The organism is Flagellimonas sp. HMM57, from assembly GCF_021390175.1.
Classification (GTDB): Bacteria; Bacteroidota; Bacteroidia; order Flavobacteriales; family Flavobacteriaceae; genus Flagellimonas.
Map to the genome: position 1 here is coordinate 2,777,840 of NZ_CP090004.1, position 20,194 is coordinate 2,798,033.

The window sequence follows — 20,194 nt, forward strand, 5'->3', positions numbered from 1 at the left end:
AATTGGAAGTCATGCGATTACGGTTCACTTACATATTGTCCCTTTTCTTTTTTACCTTGATGTTTTCATCAATGGTCTCACAGAACCTTGTTCACAATGGTGGTTTCGAGGATTTTGTGGAATGCCCTGTCAAGATGAGCAATCTAAACAAAGATGCAGAGTATTGGAGCGCACCAACTTTGGGTACTACAGATTACTTCAATGAATGCAGTAAGACCAAGTTGGGAATTCCCATGAATTTTAAGGGGAAACAAGACGCCTTTGAAGGAGATGCCTATGCGGGTCTATATTTGTTCGCACCTAAAGATTACCGAGAATATATTCAAGTAAAGTTATCCAAAACCTTAAAAAAAGGACACCGTTATAGGTTAAGTTTATCCTTGAGTCTATCTGAAAAATCAGATGGTGCAGTAATGGACATAGGTGCTGTTTTTTCAGAAAAACCACTGTCCGTTCATACAAAGCGGCAGCTTTCAAATGCGATGCTATCCTCGCAGGTTATTAAAACAACACATGCCAAACAATTCTCCTCCAATGGCTTTTACGATGATAAAGGAGATTGGATGGAAGTTGAATTGGACTTTGTGGCCAAAGGATTTGAAGGCAATCTTATCCTTGGAAACTTTAAAAGTAATGGGGGAACCAAATATCTGGATTTTAATAAAAACCCAGCTTCGGTCGAAGGCTACTCATACTATTATCTTGATAATGTTACACTAACATACCTAGGTCCAGAATACAAGCCCAACCAAAGTTATGTGCTCAATCATGTAAATTTTGACTTTGACCGTTTTGAACTGGAACCTAAGGCAAAGCAAAGTTTGGCAGATGTATATGAATACCTCAAAAAGAATCCCAACTTAAAAGTTTCTATCAGCGGTCATACAGATGATCTGGGGTCAGATAAATACAATGAAGTCCTGTCAAGTCAACGTGCCAATACGGTTGCAAAACACTTAATAAAGCTCGGACTTGAAAAAAACAGAATTTCCTATATGGGTTACGGGAATAAAATTCCTTTAGATAGCACACTTACCGATAAGGCCAGAAGAAAAAATCGACGTGTAGAATTTGTGATGACCGAGTTTGTTGATGATGAGTAATTCCTTCCTATTTTAGTCACCGCTAAACCTAACATTTTCAAAAACAATTTAAGAAGAAGGTGAATCAATTGGAAGAATTGATCGCACTGGCCAAAAGTTTTTCCGACTTAGGAACTAGAATTGCTTTTTTCCAGGCATCCCAGTAAAAATTTTGGCGTAAACCGGAATTACCATCCAACAGTTTTTTAATGTCGTCATCATATTCCAACACAATATAACCGGTATTCCCACCGCTTAAAACAAAAAAGGATTCTGGTTCATAGCCTTTGGACTTAATGTTGACTTTCCAATGAAAATCTTTTTCGCTCTTAAGCAGAAATGAACCGTCATAATCGGTATACGTAATAATGTCCGTTGTACTTATCTCCGCAGAGGCTCGGTAAATAGGAAACCCAAGTTGGTCAACTACTTTACCCGTTATCTTATTTTGACCAAAGCCAAAGTAAGGAACAACAGATAATACGAGCATATAGGTTGCTATGCGCATTATAGAAAGATTTGGATTGTTATAACGGATTTTATTGCAAATTAGTATCATGAGGATAATGAAAAAAGCAATACTAAAAAAATTCGCATAGAACAATATGGGTTAAAAAACCACGTTTATTTAGGCGGTACGAGAACCTACAAATTAAAATAACTATGTTTTATAAGGTAACTCGTATTTTTTTATTTCTTAGTTTTTGTTTTTTATTGGGGACTCCACTTATTGGGCAAAATTTGATTTTGAACCCGGGCTTCGAAAAGTTTAAATCCTGTCCATCAAATATTATCAATTCTGGTACTTTACTGGAAGATGTTTCTTTACCAACATCAAGTTCTGGAGATTACTTTAATGCATGTGGTTCGAGTGATTTCTCGGTTCCTGCCAATTTTAAGGGTTCGCAAAAAGCTGAGGAAGGCTCCGGCTATGTTGGACTTTATTTCTACGCCTTAAATAACTATCGCGAATATGTTCAGTTGAATACCAGTAAAACATTAAGGGAAAAACACCCTTACAAAATTTCATTGAAATTAAGTCTTGCCGAGGCATCTAGCCTAGCGTTGAAGAATATGTCAATCGTACTGGTCAACAAAAAAGTAAAGTTTCCAAACGGCTCGGCTTTGACCAGCTCCCGCATGGATCTTAAAGAAGACATCATGTTTCACGAAGTCAAACTAAAGCCGAACAAATCTTTGGCAAATACCGATGATTGGATTACCCTAACTGCTGAATTTGATGCTAAAGGTTTCGAAAACCACATCATTATTGGCAATTTTAAAAACAACGTGGACACAGAATTGTTAAACCACGATGGTTCTATATTATCTAGTGATTTCTCATACTATTACGTTGATAATTTAATGCTTGAGGAATTGCCAAGAATCAATTATGAAAAAGACAAGATATATGTTCTAGAACGTAACCCGTATGAACCTAAAGGTTACGAATTGGATGCAGAAGCTATAGCAAGTGTCAAAAAAATATTCAAGTATCTCAAAGAAAATGCTGAGGTACAGATGAAGATTACAGGTCACTCTGATAATGTTGGAAAACCCGAATATAACAAGTTTGTATCCTCTTTAAGAGCTAGGGCGGTCGCACTTTATCTTAAAAATCTAGGAATCGATGACAACCGAATTGTTTGGGAAGGTGTGGGAGACACAAGACCACTTAGAAACGGGAAAATAAAAGAAAGCCATCTTTCCAATCGTAGGGTTGAGTTTGTAATGACCGACTTTCAAGACGAGTAAAATAAGACATATTTGCTGTTAAAAAATAACAGAATGCAACTATGCCATCGCTTTACTCCAATGGCAATTAATTTAGCAATGATTTGGTCCGCCAATAATTAAGCCCCGCTTTACGATAACATTTTCTATTTTTGAAGGAAACCTTCAAAAATGAAACAGCTTTTTTTCCTAGTATCCATTTCTGTTCTTGTAATATCGTGTGCTTCAAAAGAAGAAGTGGACCTCATTGTATCCAATGCCAATGTGTATACCGTTGATGGGGATTTTTCAACTGCTGGTAGTATCGCCATAAAAAATGGCAAGTTTGTGGCAGTTGGTGAAACAAATGAAATTGGTGAAAAGTATACTGCAATAGAACAAATGGATGCCGATGGCAAAACCATTGTTCCCGGTCTAATAGACGCGCACTGTCATTTTTATGGATTGGGCCTTAATCAGCAGGTCGTTGATTTGGTGGGAACCAAAAGTTTTCAGGAAATTGTTGATAGGGTGGTAGCGTTTCATAAAGAAAATCCTTCCAATTTTATTCAGGGTAGAGGATGGGATCAGAATGATTGGGAAGTAAAAAAGTTTCCTACTAAGGATAAGTTGGACGAATTGTTTCCAGATACACCCATTGCATTGGAGCGGGTTGACGGACATGCTTATTTGGTCAATCAGAAAGCATTGGATTTAGCAGGTATTACTCCAGAAACAAAGGTTGAAGGTGGGGCCATCATAAAAAAAGAAGGAAAACCCACAGGTGTTCTGGTGGACAACCCAATGGGAATGGTAGATGCGGTCATCCCAAAACCGAATAGGATTAAACAGATTCAAGCACTTCAAGATGCAGAACGTTTATGCTTTGATTATGGTCTGACCACCGTTAACGATGCAGGATTGCACAAACCCGTTATCGAGTTAATAGACAGTTTGCAACAATCAGGTGATTTGTCCATACGGGTGTATGCCATGGTGAGCAATACCCCAGAAAATCTGGATTTTTATTTGGATAAGGGAATCGTTAAAACAGATAAATTGAATGTTCGCTCCGTAAAAGTTTATGGTGATGGTGCTTTGGGTTCTAGAGGTGCAGCATTAAAAACGCCATACTCGGACCACGAAGGACATTTTGGAGCTATGATTACCCCAGTAGATGAAATAGAGGCTTTGGCAGAACGAATTGCTGCTTCGGATTATCAAATGAATACCCATGCTATTGGAGATTCGGCAAACATTGTGGTGTTGCGAGCCTATAAAAAGGCGCTGGAAGGAAAAGAAGATAGGCGTTGGAAAGTGGAACACGCCCAAGTAATCTCAGCACAGGATTTTGATTATTTTGAGAATGGAATTATCCCATCCATCCAACCTACTCATGCAACTAGTGATATGTACTGGGCGGAAGACCGTTTAGGAAAAGAACGGGTTAAAGGTGCATATGCCTTTAAAAAATTGTTGGACAAAGCAGGAACCGTAGCATTGGGAACCGACTTTCCCGTGGAGCAAGTGAGTCCATTCTTAACTTTTTATGCCGCTGTGGCAAGACAGGATTTAGACAACTATCCCGAAGGAGGTTTTCAAATGAAAGACGCCTTATCAAGAGAAGAAACGCTAAAAGGGATGACCATTTGGGCGGCACATTCCAATTTTGAAGAAGACGAAAAGGGAAGCATAGAAACTGGAAAAGTGGCCGATTTTGTAATCTTGAGCGATGATATCATGACAATTCCCGTGGAAGACATACCTAATCTTAAAGCAGAGCAGGTCTTTGTGGACGGTAAACAAGTTAAATAAAAAAGCGAGCCATTTGGCTCGCTTTTCTTTAATGCTTTATTTCTTTTGCTTAGAGGCTCATAGCTAAAGAAACACGTGTTGTTCCCCAGCCCATGATCATGTTTCCATCCTCATCAAAAGTGATTGAGAATGCCTCTAAAGATTCACTGTCAGTACTTGTCTTAGCACTAACCCTAGCTATATCAGCTGCCTTATCGTAAGAGTACGCTCCCCATTGATTTAGATTGCTGTTTAAAACTACTGTCCATTCGCCTTCCCCTGGAATAGTGAACAAAGCATAAGTTCCTGCTTTTACAGCAGTGCCACCAATAGTGGCATCTTTGTACAAAGTAATCTCTGGGGCTTCATTGGCTCCGGTTCTCCAAACCTTACCAGCAGGGGCAAGTTCAGAAACGCTACGTCCTTTTAATTGAGGACGACTGTAGATAATACGAACTGCTTTTTCAGAAACTCTGTAACTGGAAGGATATGCAGCAATGTCCGCGGGGCTTTTATCCAAACCACTGAATTTTTGTGCGGTTGCTTCCGTTGAAAAAACCAACGAAACGATTAAGAAAGTAAATAAAAATACATTTTTCATGATAGAAATTTTAGTTGTCCTCAAAACTAGGATGTTATTAAATGTTGTTTTTATAAAAAGACGTTAAAATTTAGCAACCTTACAAAGTGTTCATATTTCTTATTGGTATTACAATTTTGATATTAATTTTGTGATTTATTGATGTAAAACATTAAAAAATGAAACCTTTATGGTATTCAATGTTTTATTATTGAAAGTATACGGTAATATTTGTATTGAAATTGTTATAAAATAAAAATTATGTGCGGAATTGTATGTGCGTTTGATGTAAAGGAAAGTACAGAAGTATTAAGACCTCAACTTTTAGAAATGTCTAAAAAAGTGAGGCATAGAGGTCCAGATTGGAGTGGGATTTATGCAGATGACAAAGCGATATTGACCCATGAAAGGTTGGCGATAGTCGATCCTGCATCAGGAAAACAGCCATTGTTCAGTGAAGATGGGAAATTGATTTTAGCTGCCAATGGCGAAATTTATAACCACAGAGAATTAAGAAACCAGTTTGATGGGCGGTATGAATTTAAGACCGAATCGGATTGTGAAGTGATTTTGGCGCTCTATCAAGGAAAAGGAGTTGATTTTGTAGATGAGCTCAATGGTATTTTTGGTTTTGCGATTTATGACAGCGAAAAAGACGAATACTTTATTGCAAGGGATCATATGGGTATTATCCCACTTTACATAGGATGGGATAAAAACGGTACTTTTTATGTTGCTTCCGAACTTAAGGCGTTGGAAGGAACATGCTCAAAGATTGAACTGTTTCCTCCAGGACATTATTTGCATAGTTCGGATGGTGAATTTAAACGATGGTATACCAGGGATTGGATGGACTATGAAGCGGTAAAGGAGAACGAGACCAGTATACAAGAAATTAAAGATGCGCTTGAAGCTGCTGTGCACCGTCAATTAATGTCAGATGTGCCTTATGGAGTTTTACTATCCGGCGGATTGGATTCTTCGGTAACTTCTGCTATTGCAAAGAAGTATTCTCAAAAGCGAATTGAATCGGGAGATACAAAGGAAGCTTGGTGGCCTCAGCTGCATTCATTTTCGGTTGGTTTGGAAGGTTCCCCAGATTTAGCTGCTGCTCAAAAAGTAGCGGATCATATTGGAACCATCCATCATGAAATAAAATTTACCATTCAAGAAGGCCTAGATGCCATAAAAGATGTTGTTTACAACTTAGAGACTTATGATATTACCACGATAAGAGCATCGACGCCCATGTATTTAATGGCCAGGGTAATCAAATCTATGGGCATAAAAATGGTATTGTCAGGAGAAGGGGCAGATGAACTGTTTGGCGGATACCTGTATTTTCACAAGGCACCAAGCCCAAAAGACTTTCATGAAGAAACTGTAAGAAAACTGGATAAGTTGCATATGTATGATTGCCTTAGAGCCAATAAATCACTCGCAGCATGGGGAATTGAGGGGCGCGTTCCCTTCTTGGACAAGGAATTTATGGATGTAGCCATGCGTATCAATCCAAAAGATAAAATGATCAATGGAGAACGTATGGAGAAGTGGGTGGTTCGCAAAGCGTTCGAATCTTATCTTCCAGAAAGTGTAGCGTGGAGGCAAAAGGAGCAATTTTCGGATGGTGTGGGATATAGTTGGATCGATACTTTAAAGAAAATAGTGAATGAAGAGGTCAGCGATGAAAAACTAGCAAATGCACATTTTAAGTTTCCCATTCAAACACCAACCTCAAAGGAAGAATATTATTATCGCTCCATATTTGAAGGTCATTTTCCTTCTGATGCCGCTGCATCGAGCGTTCCCCAAGAGCCTTCAGTGGCTTGTAGTACAAAAATTGCATTGGAATGGGACGAGGCATTCAAAAACATGAACGATCCATCAGGTAGGGCCGTGGCTAACGTTCATGAAGATGCCTATATGAAATAACCAACCAATTATAGTTTATGATGTAGGAGGATGTAGTTTTGTTTCATTTTCTATTAGTCGGAAGAGCCCCTTGAAAGAGGGGCTCTTTAATTTAAAAAGACAAAAATGAAAGCGGTAAATATTATCCATGTTTTTCACATTTTTTGTTGATAACTTAAAGAGGTGAAACTGCCCCAACTGCCTAATTCCAAAGGGGATTACTTATATTTGTAGGATTTGAAAATTTCAAAGCTAATACAAAGAATTATATGAGCGAAGAAGCTAAAAAAAATCAATATTCAGCAGATAGTATCCAAGCCCTTGAAGGAATGGAGCATGTACGTATGCGACCTTCCATGTACATTGGTGATGTTGGGGTAAGAGGATTGCATCATTTGGTTTATGAAGTAGTGGACAATTCCATTGATGAGGCCATGGGTGGCTATTGTGACACGATCCATGTAACGATCAACGAAGATAATTCCATAACGACTAAAGATAACGGTAGGGGAATTCCCGTAGGACTTCACAAGAAAGAAGGTGTTTCTGCTTTGGAAGTGGTTATGACCAAGATTGGAGCAGGAGGTAAGTTTGATAAAGACTCCTATAAAGTTTCAGGTGGACTTCATGGTGTTGGTGTCTCCGTTGTAAATGCATTGTCGGTTCATTTAAAAGCAACCGTAAATCGAGAAGGGAAAATCTGGGAGCAGGAATATGAAAGGGGAAAAACCCTTTATCCCGTAAAGAGTACTGGTGAGAGTAAAGAGACCGGTACAGAGGTGACTTTTTCTCCTGACCCAACCATATTTGCCCAGACCACTGAGTATAACTATGAAACCCTTTCAAATAGAATGCGTGAGCTTTCTTATTTGAATAAGGGTGTGACCATCACATTAACAGATAGAAGAAATAAGGACGAAAAGGGTGAATTTATATCCGAAACTTTTTATTCTGAAGAAGGATTAAAGGAGTTTATCAAATTTTTGGATGGAAACCGCGAACCTCTCATTCAGAGTGTGATTTCAATGGAAGGGGAGAAAAATGGGATTCCCGTAGAAGTAGCCATGGTTTACAACACGGGCTACACTGAGAATCTTCATTCCTATGTGAACAATATCAACACCCATGAAGGAGGAACCCATTTATCGGGCTTTAGAAGAGGATTGACCTCTACACTAAAGAAATATGCAGATGGTTCTGGTATGTTGGATAAATTGAAGTTTGAGGTTGCAGGCGATGATTTTCGTGAGGGACTGACAGCAATTGTATCTGTAAAAGTTGCAGAACCCCAGTTTGAAGGTCAGACAAAAACAAAGCTTGGTAATCGTGAGGTAACCAGTGCTGTAAGTCAGGCTGTTTCTGAGATGTTGACGAATTATTTGGAAGAGCATCCAGACGATGCCAAATCTGTAGTTCAAAAAGTAATTCTTGCTGCTCAGGCACGCCATGCCGCTGCTAAAGCTCGTGAGATGGTACAGCGTAAAAACCCAATGACAGGTGGGGGCTTACCAGGAAAATTATCCGATTGCTCAGAACAAGACCCAACAAAATGCGAAGTGTTTCTGGTAGAGGGAGATTCTGCAGGGGGAACTGCCAAACAAGGAAGAGATAGAAACTTTCAGGCTATTTTGCCATTGCGTGGTAAAATCTTGAACGTTGAAAAAGCTATGCAGCACAAGGTTTTCGAAAATGAGGAAATCAAAAATATATACACAGCCCTTGGTGTAACCATAGGTACAGAAGAAGATAGTAAAGCCTTGAATCTTGAAAAATTAAGATACCATAAGGTAGTGATCATGTGTGATGCCGATGTGGATGGTAGCCATATTGAAACACTTATACTTACATTCTTCTTTAGATATATGCGTGAGCTCATTGAAGGAGGACACGTTTATATAGCTACACCTCCTTTATACTTGGTCAAAAAAGGCGCAAAACGCAGGTATGCCTGGAATGATGAAGAGCGTGATGAGATAATCGCATCTATGAACGGAGGAGCAAGCATACAGCGTTATAAAGGTCTTGGTGAAATGAACGCGGAACAATTATGGGATACTACGATGAATCCGGAATTTAGAACATTGCGTCAAGTGAGCATAGATAATGCTACGGAATCGGACCGAATATTCTCCATGTTGATGGGAGATGAGGTGCCTCCAAGGAGGGAGTTTATAGAGAAAAATGCCGTCTATGCGAACATAGATGTATAAATAACCTTTATTTCACAACAAAAACTCGCTCTAACAAAGCGAGTTTTTTAGTTTTAAGAAAAATTTTACAAAATGAAAAGAATCTTTCTTTTATGTACGTTATGTAGTTTTTCTTTTGGAATATCACAATCCAACCTTAATGACCTTTTGGCTGCGGGGCTTAATGACGCCGAACGGTTTTCTACAGATTACTTGGCGCCAGTAACAGAAGCCGGTATTTATAGTATATCCAATGGCTGGTACAATACAGCCGATGCAAAACCCTTGGGAGGTTTTGAAATCTCTATTATTGGAAACCTAACAGGATTTAAAAATAAGGATGACAAAAAAGCATTCAATTTAGATACAGCCGACTATGAAAATCTCCGTTTTGCAGACGGAAGTGCTTCAAAAGAAGTAGCAACCGCGCTGGGCGATATAGATGGAGTTATAGTTGCAGTAGATGCAACTGTTGAAGGACAAACTATTAGCACGCAATTTGAACTGCCCACAGGTTTGGGAGATGATATAAATTTTGTGCCTTCAGGCTTTATACAGGCAAGCGTGGGTTTGATTAAGGGTACGGAAATAAAAGCAAGGTTCTTGCCCAAAATAGATACGGATGATGTGGCTATCGGACTTTTTGGTGTTGGTATACAACATGATTTCACCAAACATCTGCCAGCGGATAAAATGTTGCCCGTTGCCATATCAGGTGTTATAGGGTATACCAGATTAAAAGGCGAGTATGATTTTACAAGCACAGATTTGATAAATGGAGAGAATCAAAGGCTTGATGCACAATTCAATTCTTGGAATTTTAGTGCCGTTGTTTCAACGCGTTTGCCGATAATCAATTTTTATGGAGGCTTAAGTTACATAACAGGAAAGTCGGATATAGATCTTTTGGGAACATATGAAGTAGGTCCTGTTGGTACACCAATCGTTTACACCGACCCATTTTCCATAGAAAATAAAGTTAATGGTGTAACTGCAAATGTTGGTACAAAATTAAAACTCGGCTTCTTTCGACTTAACGCTGATTATAATATAGCGGAATTCAACACTTTGACGTTCGGTATCAACTTTGGATTCAGATAAAATTAAGGAAAGGCTCAAATTTTCATTGGGCCTTTCTATATTATCTTATTTCTTTCAATTTACTATTCACGTACTGCGAAAACACCACCATTTTCCAAAGATAGAATCTCTGGCTCATTGGTCTCTTCAATATTTACGATAACATCAGAAATTTCGGTATCTGAATAAATGATGTTGTAAATACCATCATCTTCAGACCATCTAAAATCGGTATAAAAATCTATGGTGTTATTGGAATAGCGTTGGTATCTTCCTAGATACACATCATTAAAAATCCACTCCTCTCTCACGGAAGCTTCATTTTTACTCTCTAAGGTAGTTGCGGACTTGACCCAAGTACCTAATATAGGGTCGTTATTTTCTGGGATACTGGTACAGTTGCTGATTGCAATAATGGATACAATGGACAGCAATGAAAAGAGCTTTTTCATAAGCATGTAGGTTAATAGTAATTTGGGACTATAATAACGTTCAGATATAAGAAATTATTGCGTGGAAATCGGTTTTATATGTGATGCTGGTTGACTTATTTGGTTAATTATATAGTTTGCTGACATAAAACTCAATTCTCTAACAAAACATTATGAGGATTAGCATTGCCGAAAATGGTTAAAAGTCAGGTTTTTTCTAAGGGAAATGCTGTATTTTTGCGCCAATAATTTTAAACCGAAAAACATGAAAGTAACCGTAGTTGGAGCAGGTGCAGTTGGGGCTAGCTGTGCTGAATATATTGCAATGAAAGATTTTGCATCAGAAGTAGTATTGCTAGACATTAAAGAAGGATATGCCGAAGGGAAAGCAATGGACTTGATGCAAACAGCCTCCTTAAATGGTTTTGATACCAAGATTACTGGAAGTACCAGTGATTATGCTAAAACTGCGGGCAGTGATATCGCTGTAATAACTTCAGGGATACCACGTAAACCTGGAATGACACGAGAAGAATTGATAGGAATCAATGCGGGTATTGTCAAAACAGTTGCTTCAAGCTTATTGGAACATTCTCCAAATGTTATTCTTATTGTTGTTAGTAATCCAATGGATACCATGACCTATTTGGTACATAAGACAACCGATTTGCCTAAGCACAGAATAATTGGTATGGGAGGTGCTTTGGACAGTGCTCGATTTAAATACCGGTTGGCAGAAGCCCTAGATGCACCGATTTCTGATGTAGACGGTATGGTGATAGGGGGACATAGTGATACGGGTATGGTACCGTTGATCAACCATGCTGCGCGTAATAGTGTCAAGGTTTCTGAATTTTTAGCAGAAGACCGTATGCAGCAAGTTGTAGAAGATACTAAAGTAGGAGGTGCCACCCTTACTAAATTACTGGGAACCAGTGCTTGGTACGCACCTGGTGCGGCTGTTTCTTCATTGGTACAGGCAATAGCTTGTGACCAGAAGAAAATGTTCCCTTGTTCTACCTTTTTGGAAGGTGAATATGATCTTAACGATATCTGTATAGGTGTTCCAGTGTTACTGGGAAAAAATGGTATTGAAAAAATAGTTGAGATTGATTTGAGCGATGCGGAAAAAGCCAAAATGCAAGAAAGTGCGGAAGGTGTAAGAAAGACCAACGGACTGCTCCAGTTGTAATCTAAAAAATTATACCTAAAAATTGTCATTTTGGGCAGCGCCAAAAATCTGAAAATTAAATTTTCTTTGATTTTTTACAACCGCTGTTTGGAATGACAATTTTGGTTTTTGGCAATCAAGATTTGTTCCATTTGCATTAACCCTAAATTCTATTGGCAAATCTTGTGGGAAATGATATATTTGCACGCTGTTTAAGAAAAACATCTAAAATATAATAATCAATGCAAAATAAAGGACTTATAAAGCTTTTCGCGCTTCTTTTTGGTCTGGTCAGCATTTATCAACTTTCCTTTACTTATATAACAAGTAAACTGGAAAAAGATGCGGAAGTATATGCTATCGGGCAAATTTCGGAAGCTGAGGAAGATTATGTGGCAAAACGGGAAGCTTTAGAGGCATCGTACTTAGATTCTATCGGTAGCAATCCAGTTTTGGGATATACCAGCTATGACGATGCAAAGAAAAAGGAATTGAACAAAGGGTTGGACCTTAAAGGAGGTATAAACGTTACCCTCCAGATTTCAGTAAAAGACATTTTAAAAGGACTTGCCAACAATACCAAGAACCCTGTTTTTAATAAAGCTTTGGCTGATGCCGATACTGCTTCCAAAAGTAGTGATGATACCTATTTAGAGTTGTTTTTTGATGCTTTTGATAAAATCAAGGGTGAAACCAAATTAGCGTCACCGGATATTTTTGCGAACAAAGGTTTGAGCGATGTCATCAACTTTCAGATGACGGATGATCAGGTGAAACCCATCATAAGAACAAAAATAGACGAGTCTATTGTTTCAGCATTTGAAGTTCTTCGGGAGCGTATTGATGGCTTTGGTGTAACGCAACCTAACATCCAGAGAGAGGGAAATTCTGGACGTATTTTAGTAGAACTTCCTGGTGCCAGGGATATAGCCCGTGCACAGGAACTGCTATCGAGCACAGCGCAACTGGAATTCTGGGAGACCTATCCGCAGAGCAACCAAAGCTTGGGAACTTTTTTCATCAATGCAAATGAGAAATTAAAGGATATTTTAGAACCGGTTGAGGCCGAAGAGGAAATTTCTAAACCAGAATCTGAGATAGATTCATTGTTGTCCGATGTGGCACAGGATTCATTGGATTTAAATGCACAAGCCAATAACCCGTTGTTAGGAAAACTAATTCCAGCAGGTCAGGGTAGTCATGCCATTGCAAGAGTTTTGGTTACGGATACGGCTGAGATAGGGGGGTACCTCAGAATGCGAGAAATCAGAAGGCTTTTACCCAATGATGTCCAGTTTACTAAGTTTCTTTGGGAAAGGTCTGCTAAAGATTCTGAATTGGCGGAGTTATATGCGTTAAAATCAAACAGGGAAAATGCTCCTAGAATTAGTGGGGATGTAGTTTCTGATGCACAAGATACTTTTGACCAGTTTAATAAGCCCGCAGTGAGCATGACCATGAACACCAGAGGTGCAAAAGAATGGGAAAAACTAACAGGGGATGCTTTTAATAACCAAACAGGGATTGCTATAGTTCTAGACAATAAAGTATATACGGCTCCTGGAGTTTCAACAGGACCAATTTCTGGAGGACGTTCAGAAATTACCGGTACATTCACGATAAACGAGACCAAGGATATTGCCAATGTACTTCGTGCAGGTAAGTTGCCAGCTTCTGCAGAGATTATTCAGTCCGAAGTGGTAGGCCCTTCTTTGGGACAAGAAGCTATTGATAGTGGTTTTATGTCCTTTTTGATAGCCATGTGCTTTGTATTGGTATGGATGGTTTTCTACTACGGTAAGGCAGGAATCTTTGCTGATATTGCATTGATATTGAACATCTTATTGATTTTTGGAGTGCTTACAAGTCTAGGTGCTGTATTGACCTTGCCTGGTATCGCAGGTATCGTATTGACCATAGGTATGTCAGTGGATGCAAACGTGCTTATCTTCGAACGTGTTAAGGAAGAATTGGCGCGTGGGAAAGGTAAAGCACAGGCTGTAGCAGATGGTTTTGGCAACGCATTGTCCTCTATTTTGGATGCGAACATTACTACAGGGCTTACTGCAATCATACTTTTTGTGTTTGGTTCGGGTCCAATTAAAGGATTTGCGACAACGTTGCTTATAGGTATCGTTACGTCACTGTTCACCGCTATATTTATTACACGTTTGTTGGTTGACTGGTATATTGCCAAAAAAGGGCGAAGCTTGGATTTTTCTACAGGCATAACCAAGAACCTGTTCAAGAATATGAATATCAATTTCTTGAGCAAAAGAAAGATAGCCTACGTTGTTTCCTTTATTTTGGTAGGTGTTGGTGTATTTTCATTGTTGACTACGGGATTACAACAAGGTGTTGACTTTATAGGAGGGCGTTCATATCAAATTCGTTTCGAGAAAGCGGTAAACCCATCTGAAATTGCTTCAGAATTAAATACTGTTTTTGGTAGCGGTACCAATGTAAAAACTTTTGGTGAAGCCAATCAGATTAAAGTCACAACGCCTTATAAAGTTGATGTTGAAGGGATAGAGGTTGACAATGAAATTCAAAACAAACTCTTTACTTCCCTTCAAAAATACCTTCCAGATGGTACTTCTTTTGAAGACTTTACTTTGGGTGCTTCAGAAAAATCGATAGGGATACTACAATCGGTTAAAGTTGGACCTACCATAGCGGATGACATTAAAAACAATGCCTTTTTAGCGATTATCGGTTCTTTGGCGGTAGTATTTTTATACATCCTATTGCGTTTTAGAAAGTGGCAATTCTCTTTGGGTGCCGTTGTGGCGGTATTCCATGATGTTATGATCGTATTGGGAATATTCTCCCTAACTGGAAGTATCATGCCATTTAACATGGAAATCGACCAAGCATTTATTGCAGCGATTCTTACGGTAATTGGTTATTCATTGAATGATACCGTGGTCGTATTTGACCGTATTCGAGAAATTGTAGGCCTTAAAGGTTGGAACAATGGCATAAATATTAACCTGGCATTGAACAGTACTTTAAGCCGTACGCTGAATACATCATTGACGACGTTGATTGTATTATTGGCGATTTTCATCTTTGGCGGGGAAAGCTTAAGAGGATTTATGTTCGCCATGATCGTAGGTGTTCTCGTAGGTACGTATTCCTCTGTATTTATTGCTACACCTATCATGTTCGATGCATTGAAGAAAAAAATAGCAGGAGCCGACGAATAATAAGACTCAGCTAGTATTCATAAACAAAAAACCACCTTTTTTAAGGTGGTTTTTTGTTTTTCAAATCTTTTGTTCTTTTATTGTTTTTCACTGTAGTTTTTATCAATATAGGCTATAGCTTCTTCTTGGGTAAGAGCGGCAAAATCTTTGTAACGCCTGTGTACATCTATAATTTCGTTCAAAGCTTTTCTGACAAGTTCTTTGTTTTTCCAAGTTTTTAAATCTTTGATCACTATGGCCAGACATCCTTTCTTATATGAGATTTGCCCCAAAACATGTATAAGGGTATTTTTTACTCGTCTCGTTGTATCATGCTGTAACTCTTTTAGCAATGGGAGAATATCCTGAGGATGCTTTCGTCCCCTTAATTCTATGCCGTGGCAAATCTCACGTCTCACCTCCTTATCTGGATGACGAATGTAATTTTTTGCCCAGTTCAAAACAGGAACAGGGTTTTTGTCTCCCATTTTCTTGATAGAACCTATAACCGCATTTCTTACGGAATGATGCTCATCAAATAGTCCTTGGTCAAAAAAGTACCCCACATTTTCAAAATTGATTTTACCTAACTCACCAGCTGTATTGATTACTGTCTGTCTTACTTTTTCGGATTCAGATTTCAGGAGTTTATCAAGAATATTGATAATGTTGGATACATCGATAGTACTATTTTTGTATATTTTGCCAATGGCTGAATAACCAGCTTTTCTGATGTAGGTATCTTCATCGGAAAAGTATTTGAAAATGGATTCTGTTTCCTTTTTTTGAAGGTCAAGAAGTATATCCGACTCAATTTTTTGAACCAGGTCTTTTCGCTTTTCTTTTGACAAATCATAAAAACCCATTCTTGTAAAAGTTTATTTTGAGGGCAATGACTTAACGTATTCAAATCCTTTTTGAAGATATTCTCCTAGCTTTTTTTTCTCTCCCAATAATGATTCAGGAATCAAAACGTACCCTCGCATTGTAGCGCCATATGATTTAAATGGTTTTGACCCATAGGCTTTATCAAATTCAGTAGTATCCTCTTTTGAAAGTCGAATCCCCAATTCCCCTTCTTTGTTGAGCTGTGAGAACATATGGCCGTTTGCCGATGTGTAGGGCATTGTTTTTCCTTTTCTTTCAAAATTGGGATTGGACTCGACGATTTCATTGTATATTTTTAGCACATCTTCCCTCATCTCTTTATTTTAGGTCTTTAGCCATAGCTTGAAATTCAAAATGCTCTTTTCCAATTTGGAAATCATGATTACCTATTTTATCGAAATCATTTTTTTCATAAAATGTAATGGCCCTTGTGTTACTTTTTAATACGGAAAGCCAAATATTTTCAGCGTTATTGGCTGCCGCTCTCTTCAGGGCTTTATTTTGTAATTCGCGTCCAATACCTAAAGATAAGAAGTCTTTTAAAACATATATTTTTTGAAGTTGACATACATTTTGCGAGTTGATGAATTTTGATGGGGAATGGAGCTTTAGCTTGGCATATCCTACAGGTAAGTCGTCAACATAAGCTAGCCAAAAAACGTTGTTCGGTTTGTTGAGACTGACACGTAATTTTGAAACATTAAAAGTTCTTGACAAATAATCTTGTAAATCTTTTTTATCATTAAAATAATGGCCAAAAGTTTCCGTAAAGGTAAATCTTGCCAATAGGGCAATGTAAACCGCATCTTCTTTTTTAGCTTCAATGATATACATGTTGTCTTGTTTTTCCAATTGACCCATTTGAGTCTGTTGTTTCTAGAATATAATCAAACCGGGGTAACAACCCATTTTCCTTTCTATGGGAAACAAAAACAATTGCAGTATCACTTTCTTTAGCGATTTTGTTCACCAAAGCTATAAATAGCCCTGTACTTTTTTCATCCAATCCGGCTGTTGGCTCATCCAGAATTAACAACGGAGGATGTTTTATCATTGCTCTCGCGGTCATAACAAGCCTTTTTTCGCCCGTAGTAAGTGATAAAAACTTCATGTCTTTCTTATTGTGCAATTGTAAAAGTTTTAACCATGATAAAGCCAATTTTTTTTCCTGGTCGGTTGGATAGTTGTAAAGCCCAATTGAGTCGTAAAGTCCGGAGAGTATCATATTTTCCAAACTATGATAACCGTTAAACTTATCTGTCATTGATGGCGTGTAGTACCCTATTTTTTTCTTGATGTCCCATACGCTTTCACCGCTTCCTTTCCTTTGTCCAAATATAGTTAGGTCTTGTCCATATCCTTTATGGCTATCTCCGGTTATCATAGATAATATAGTGGTTTTTCCGCTTCCGTTGGGACCAATCAATTGCCAAAACTCCCCCTTTTTTATAGCCCAATCAATACTGTCCAAAACTTTACGCCCATCAAAACTTACAGATACGTTCCTAAATTGAACAAGTTCATTTTCTTTAACTTCAATGGTATGCAGAGGAGGTGGAATAGTTCCCGTGAACTGAGGTTCTGCTTTTTGGTTTGCGGTCAAAAACAAATCGAACGATGCATACTTTTCTAGCTTGTCCCCATCTAATTTATAGTAATCCGAAGAGATGGGCAGCACATCATCTAAACGGCTTATCATTTGAATAAGGATAACTGACTTTGAAATGGATATCAACTTTTTTCTTAGAATGGTTTGCGTTTCTACATCTAGATTATCGAAAGGATTGACCAAAACCAAAAAATCAGGTTTTTGTTTTGATATGTAATCCAACAATACTTTTTTTTGTTCTCCACTACTCATGGATTTTAAGGACTGGTAAACTCCCTCTGTAATAATTTTTACATCGTGCCTTTCCTCTTCATCCATAAAGCGTTCAATTTCCGATTTGGAAAATAGCAGTCCTGTCTTTCCATTCAATTCGCTAAAAGCTTCTGAACGGCCTTTCAACAAGTTGTTCACTAGAACATCTGTTCTGGAACTGTTGTTCGTAAGAATTGTATGGTTTTTAGGCTGGGTCATTTTAAAGTGATTCTTTGACAAAAGGTGCAATGCACTTCAAAATAAAGATTATCCTTGGTTTACCCTAAAAATATGAACAGGATTGTCTTTGTACGTAGTTGTTTTATCCAAAAACATCCCATTTTTTTCGGCAACCTTTTGAGAGGGAATGTTATCGATATGAATAATGGAAATAAGTGAATCCGAAAAGTTGTTTTGGAAAGCGTAATCCCTACATTTTTTGGCGGCTTCAAAGGCAAAGCCTTGTAACCAGAATTTTGGTAAGATGGAATACCCAATCTCGAGTTCTTCCGCTCCATCAACACTTTGAACTAAGAGTCCACATAGTCCTACAAGTTGTTTGGTGTCTTTTGAGACAAGGGCATTCATGCCGCCCAAATTCATTTCATACCGTTCAAAAATCCTATCGAATTGCTCCGTACATGCTTTAATGGGGTCTGGTTCGAGGCCATCCCAATATTTAGTGGATAAAGGATTGAGATAGAAAGGAAGCCAATGGTCAAAGTCCGAAGGAGTAACTTTTCTGAACAATAAACGCTGCGTGGTTTCGTCTTCTAAAAGATATTTTGGCATTACTCTTTTGTGAAAGAAATTATATCTCCAACTTCCAATCCCCAAGTATCGGATAGTCCTGCGTTTATTTCCAATACATATTTTACCGGAACTTTCGAGGGTAATCCTGTCTCATTAAATGGTTGGGCATTTTTTTGAAAACTGGCAATTTTCAAGTTTTCATCAATATAGATGATATCCAAAGGGAATTCGGTATTCTTCATGTAGAACGAATGCATGGCTACATCGGGAAAAATAAATAACATTCCTTGATGGTTTTCCATCGATTCGCGGTACATCAATCCTGTTTGGGTTTCATATTCAGATTCAGCTATTTCAATATCCAAAGTGATCAAGATGGAATCTGTTTCAGATCGTGTAACGGTAAGTGAGCCTTCTTTGGTAAAACCTATGGTTTCGGTTTTTATTTCTTGCTTGGATTCTGTCTTACACGAACTTAACTGCATAAAGGAAACCAGAAGCAATAGGAGAAATCTCTTCATTTATTGGGCTATTTTGGATGGGTTTGGTCTAAACATGAAATACAATCCAACAATGATCATAGGAATGCTTAGCCATTGTCCTGTAGATAGAAGGCCTAAAGATTCTTCAAAACCTCCTTGGCTCTTTTTAAAATATTCCACAAAAAAGCGTACCGTCCAAAGCCCTACCATAAAAACGCCAAACAAATACCCGGTCTTGTCTTTTTTATCCGTTTTCCAATACAAAAAATACAATACCAGAAAGACAAATATATAGCATATACCTTCATATAATTGGGCAGGATGTCTGTAGGGAATCGATTCCAATACGCTTGAAAATTCTGGATTGTGCTCTATGGCCTTGTAGGCTGCACTGGCTGTTTTCTCTTTGGTAATGGACATTGCCTTGTAAGCGGGCATATCATCGGAATCCCGTATAAACCGAGTTGCCAAAGCAAATGACTTATCAACGACCCTACCGTTTATCTCCGAATTGAAAAAATTTCCCAATCGAACAAAAGCAGTTCCAATGGCCGAAACGACAACCATTCGGTCCAATAGCCAGAGCATTTTAATGTCTTTCCATTTTCTACAGTAAAGCCAGACACCTATAATTGCTGCAATAGTTGCTCCATGGCTTGCCAGCCCTGTGAATCCTGTGAATTCATATCCATTGATAAGACCAAATAATGAACCTTTCGAACTTTCCCTAATGGGCAATAAAATTTCAATTAGGTGATTTTTGTAATAATCCCAATCGTAAAAAAAAACATGTCCCAAGCGTGCGCCCAGCATAATAGATACAACACCATAAATAAAAAGGGAGTCCAATTTTTCCATGGATTTTTTTTCATTCAGGAAAATACGCTTCATTAAATACCAACCTGCTACAAAGGCCGCTATCCATAGTAAGTTGTAATATTTTATCTGAATAAACCCGAGTTTGAAAAGGGTGCCATCAGGATTCCAATTAAAGCCTAGGAAATACATGTATTAAATTTTGGGCTAAGATAATTAAATAGATGTTAGTAGTCAGTAGTCAGTAGTCGGTAG

General features: G+C 38.2%; 18 protein-coding genes. 8 read left to right on the forward strand and 10 right to left on the reverse strand.

From position 1 onward, the window contains the following. The first annotated feature begins 11 nt into the window (after positions 1 to 11). Complete coding sequence (locus LV716_RS12255) at positions 12 to 1,103, forward strand: OmpA family protein (protein WP_163418089.1); 1,092 nt, start codon at positions 12 to 14, stop codon at positions 1,101 to 1,103. A gap of 64 nt (positions 1,104 to 1,167) precedes the next feature. Here LV716_RS12255 and LV716_RS12260 read toward each other — a convergent pair whose 3' ends face one another. Beyond that, positions 1,168 to 1,590 carry a carboxypeptidase-like regulatory domain-containing protein gene (locus LV716_RS12260; RefSeq protein ID WP_163418090.1) on the reverse strand — a complete coding sequence of 141 codons (423 nt, stop codon included), beginning with the start codon at positions 1,588 to 1,590 and terminating at the stop codon, positions 1,168 to 1,170. Between the two features lie 239 nt (positions 1,591 to 1,829). Here LV716_RS12260 and LV716_RS12265 point away from each other — a divergent pair, with 239 nt between their 5' ends. Both LV716_RS12265 and LV716_RS12270 read left to right on the forward strand, forming a co-directional pair. After that, the gene (locus LV716_RS12265) at positions 1,830 to 2,837 is read left to right on the forward strand and encodes an OmpA family protein (protein ID WP_163418091.1); all 1,008 of its coding nucleotides are present in this window, start codon (positions 1,830 to 1,832) and stop codon (positions 2,835 to 2,837) included. Positions 2,838 to 2,987: 150 nt separating this feature from the next. Further along, a complete protein-coding gene (locus LV716_RS12270; RefSeq protein ID WP_163418092.1) occupies positions 2,988 to 4,610 on the forward strand; it encodes an amidohydrolase in 1,623 nt (540 codons plus the stop codon). Between the two features lie 49 nt (positions 4,611 to 4,659). Here LV716_RS12270 and LV716_RS12275 read toward each other — a convergent pair whose 3' ends face one another. Next, complete coding sequence (locus LV716_RS12275) at positions 4,660 to 5,190, reverse strand: DUF2911 domain-containing protein (RefSeq protein ID WP_163418093.1); 531 nt, start codon at positions 5,188 to 5,190, stop codon at positions 4,660 to 4,662. A 240-nt stretch (positions 5,191 to 5,430) separates the two neighbouring features. On the opposite strand from LV716_RS12275, the gene asnB reads away from it, so the two are divergent. The 3 genes from asnB to LV716_RS12290 all read left to right on the forward strand — a co-directional run bounded on the left by asnB (position 5,431) and on the right by LV716_RS12290 (position 10,370). Then, positions 5,431 to 7,101, forward strand: a complete 1,671-nt coding sequence (gene asnB / locus LV716_RS12280) for an asparagine synthase B (protein WP_163418094.1) — start codon at positions 5,431 to 5,433, stop codon at positions 7,099 to 7,101. Between the two features lie 248 nt (positions 7,102 to 7,349). Then, positions 7,350 to 9,290, forward strand: coding sequence for a DNA topoisomerase (ATP-hydrolyzing) subunit B (gyrB, locus tag LV716_RS12285; RefSeq protein WP_163418095.1), 1,941 nt, complete (start codon positions 7,350 to 7,352; stop codon positions 9,288 to 9,290). 72 nt (positions 9,291 to 9,362) lie between these two features. Further along, complete coding sequence (locus tag LV716_RS12290) at positions 9,363 to 10,370, forward strand: DUF6588 family protein (protein WP_163418096.1); 1,008 nt, start codon at positions 9,363 to 9,365, stop codon at positions 10,368 to 10,370. Between the two features lie 62 nt (positions 10,371 to 10,432). On the opposite strand, the gene LV716_RS12295 is transcribed toward LV716_RS12290, so the two are convergent. After that, positions 10,433 to 10,801 carry a hypothetical protein gene (locus LV716_RS12295; protein ID WP_163418097.1) on the reverse strand — a complete coding sequence of 123 codons (369 nt, stop codon included), beginning with the start codon at positions 10,799 to 10,801 and terminating at the stop codon, positions 10,433 to 10,435. Positions 10,802 to 11,045: 244 nt separating this feature from the next. Between LV716_RS12295 and mdh the strand changes: the two genes are divergently transcribed. Further along, on the forward strand, positions 11,046 to 11,972 hold the full coding sequence (gene mdh, locus LV716_RS12300) for a malate dehydrogenase (protein ID WP_163418098.1): 927 nt from the start codon (positions 11,046 to 11,048) through the stop codon (positions 11,970 to 11,972). Positions 11,973 to 12,193: 221 nt separating this feature from the next. After that, a complete protein-coding gene (secDF, locus tag LV716_RS12305; RefSeq protein WP_163418099.1) occupies positions 12,194 to 15,160 on the forward strand; it encodes a protein translocase subunit SecDF in 2,967 nt (988 codons plus the stop codon). 77 nt (positions 15,161 to 15,237) lie between these two features. Here secDF and LV716_RS12310 read toward each other — a convergent pair whose 3' ends face one another. The 7 genes from LV716_RS12310 to lgt are packed head-to-tail and all read right to left on the reverse strand — an operon-like array spanning position 15,238 to position 20,131. Then, positions 15,238 to 16,005 (reverse strand): HEAT repeat domain-containing protein, encoded by a 768-nt coding sequence (locus LV716_RS12310; RefSeq protein WP_163418100.1) that lies wholly within the window; start codon positions 16,003 to 16,005, stop codon positions 15,238 to 15,240. 12 nt (positions 16,006 to 16,017) lie between these two features. Then, positions 16,018 to 16,341, reverse strand: coding sequence for a hypothetical protein (locus LV716_RS12315; RefSeq protein WP_163418101.1), 324 nt, complete (start codon positions 16,339 to 16,341; stop codon positions 16,018 to 16,020). A 4-nt stretch (positions 16,342 to 16,345) separates the two neighbouring features. After that, positions 16,346 to 16,813, reverse strand: a complete 468-nt coding sequence (locus LV716_RS12320; RefSeq protein WP_233759125.1) for an N-acetyltransferase — start codon at positions 16,811 to 16,813, stop codon at positions 16,346 to 16,348. A 34-nt stretch (positions 16,814 to 16,847) separates the two neighbouring features. Then, on the reverse strand, positions 16,848 to 18,107 hold the full coding sequence (locus tag LV716_RS12325; RefSeq protein WP_163418103.1) for an ATP-binding cassette domain-containing protein: 1,260 nt from the start codon (positions 18,105 to 18,107) through the stop codon (positions 16,848 to 16,850). A 48-nt stretch (positions 18,108 to 18,155) separates the two neighbouring features. Further along, positions 18,156 to 18,680, reverse strand: coding sequence for a GNAT family N-acetyltransferase (locus LV716_RS12330; RefSeq protein ID WP_163418104.1), 525 nt, complete (start codon positions 18,678 to 18,680; stop codon positions 18,156 to 18,158). Beyond that, complete coding sequence (locus LV716_RS12335) at positions 18,680 to 19,162, reverse strand: DUF192 domain-containing protein (protein ID WP_163418105.1); 483 nt, start codon at positions 19,160 to 19,162, stop codon at positions 18,680 to 18,682. Before LV716_RS12335 ends, LV716_RS12330 begins: the two co-directional genes overlap by 1 nt. Then, positions 19,163 to 20,131, reverse strand: coding sequence for a prolipoprotein diacylglyceryl transferase (gene lgt, locus LV716_RS12340; protein WP_163418106.1), 969 nt, complete (start codon positions 20,129 to 20,131; stop codon positions 19,163 to 19,165). Positions 20,132 to 20,194: the final 63 nt, after the last annotated feature.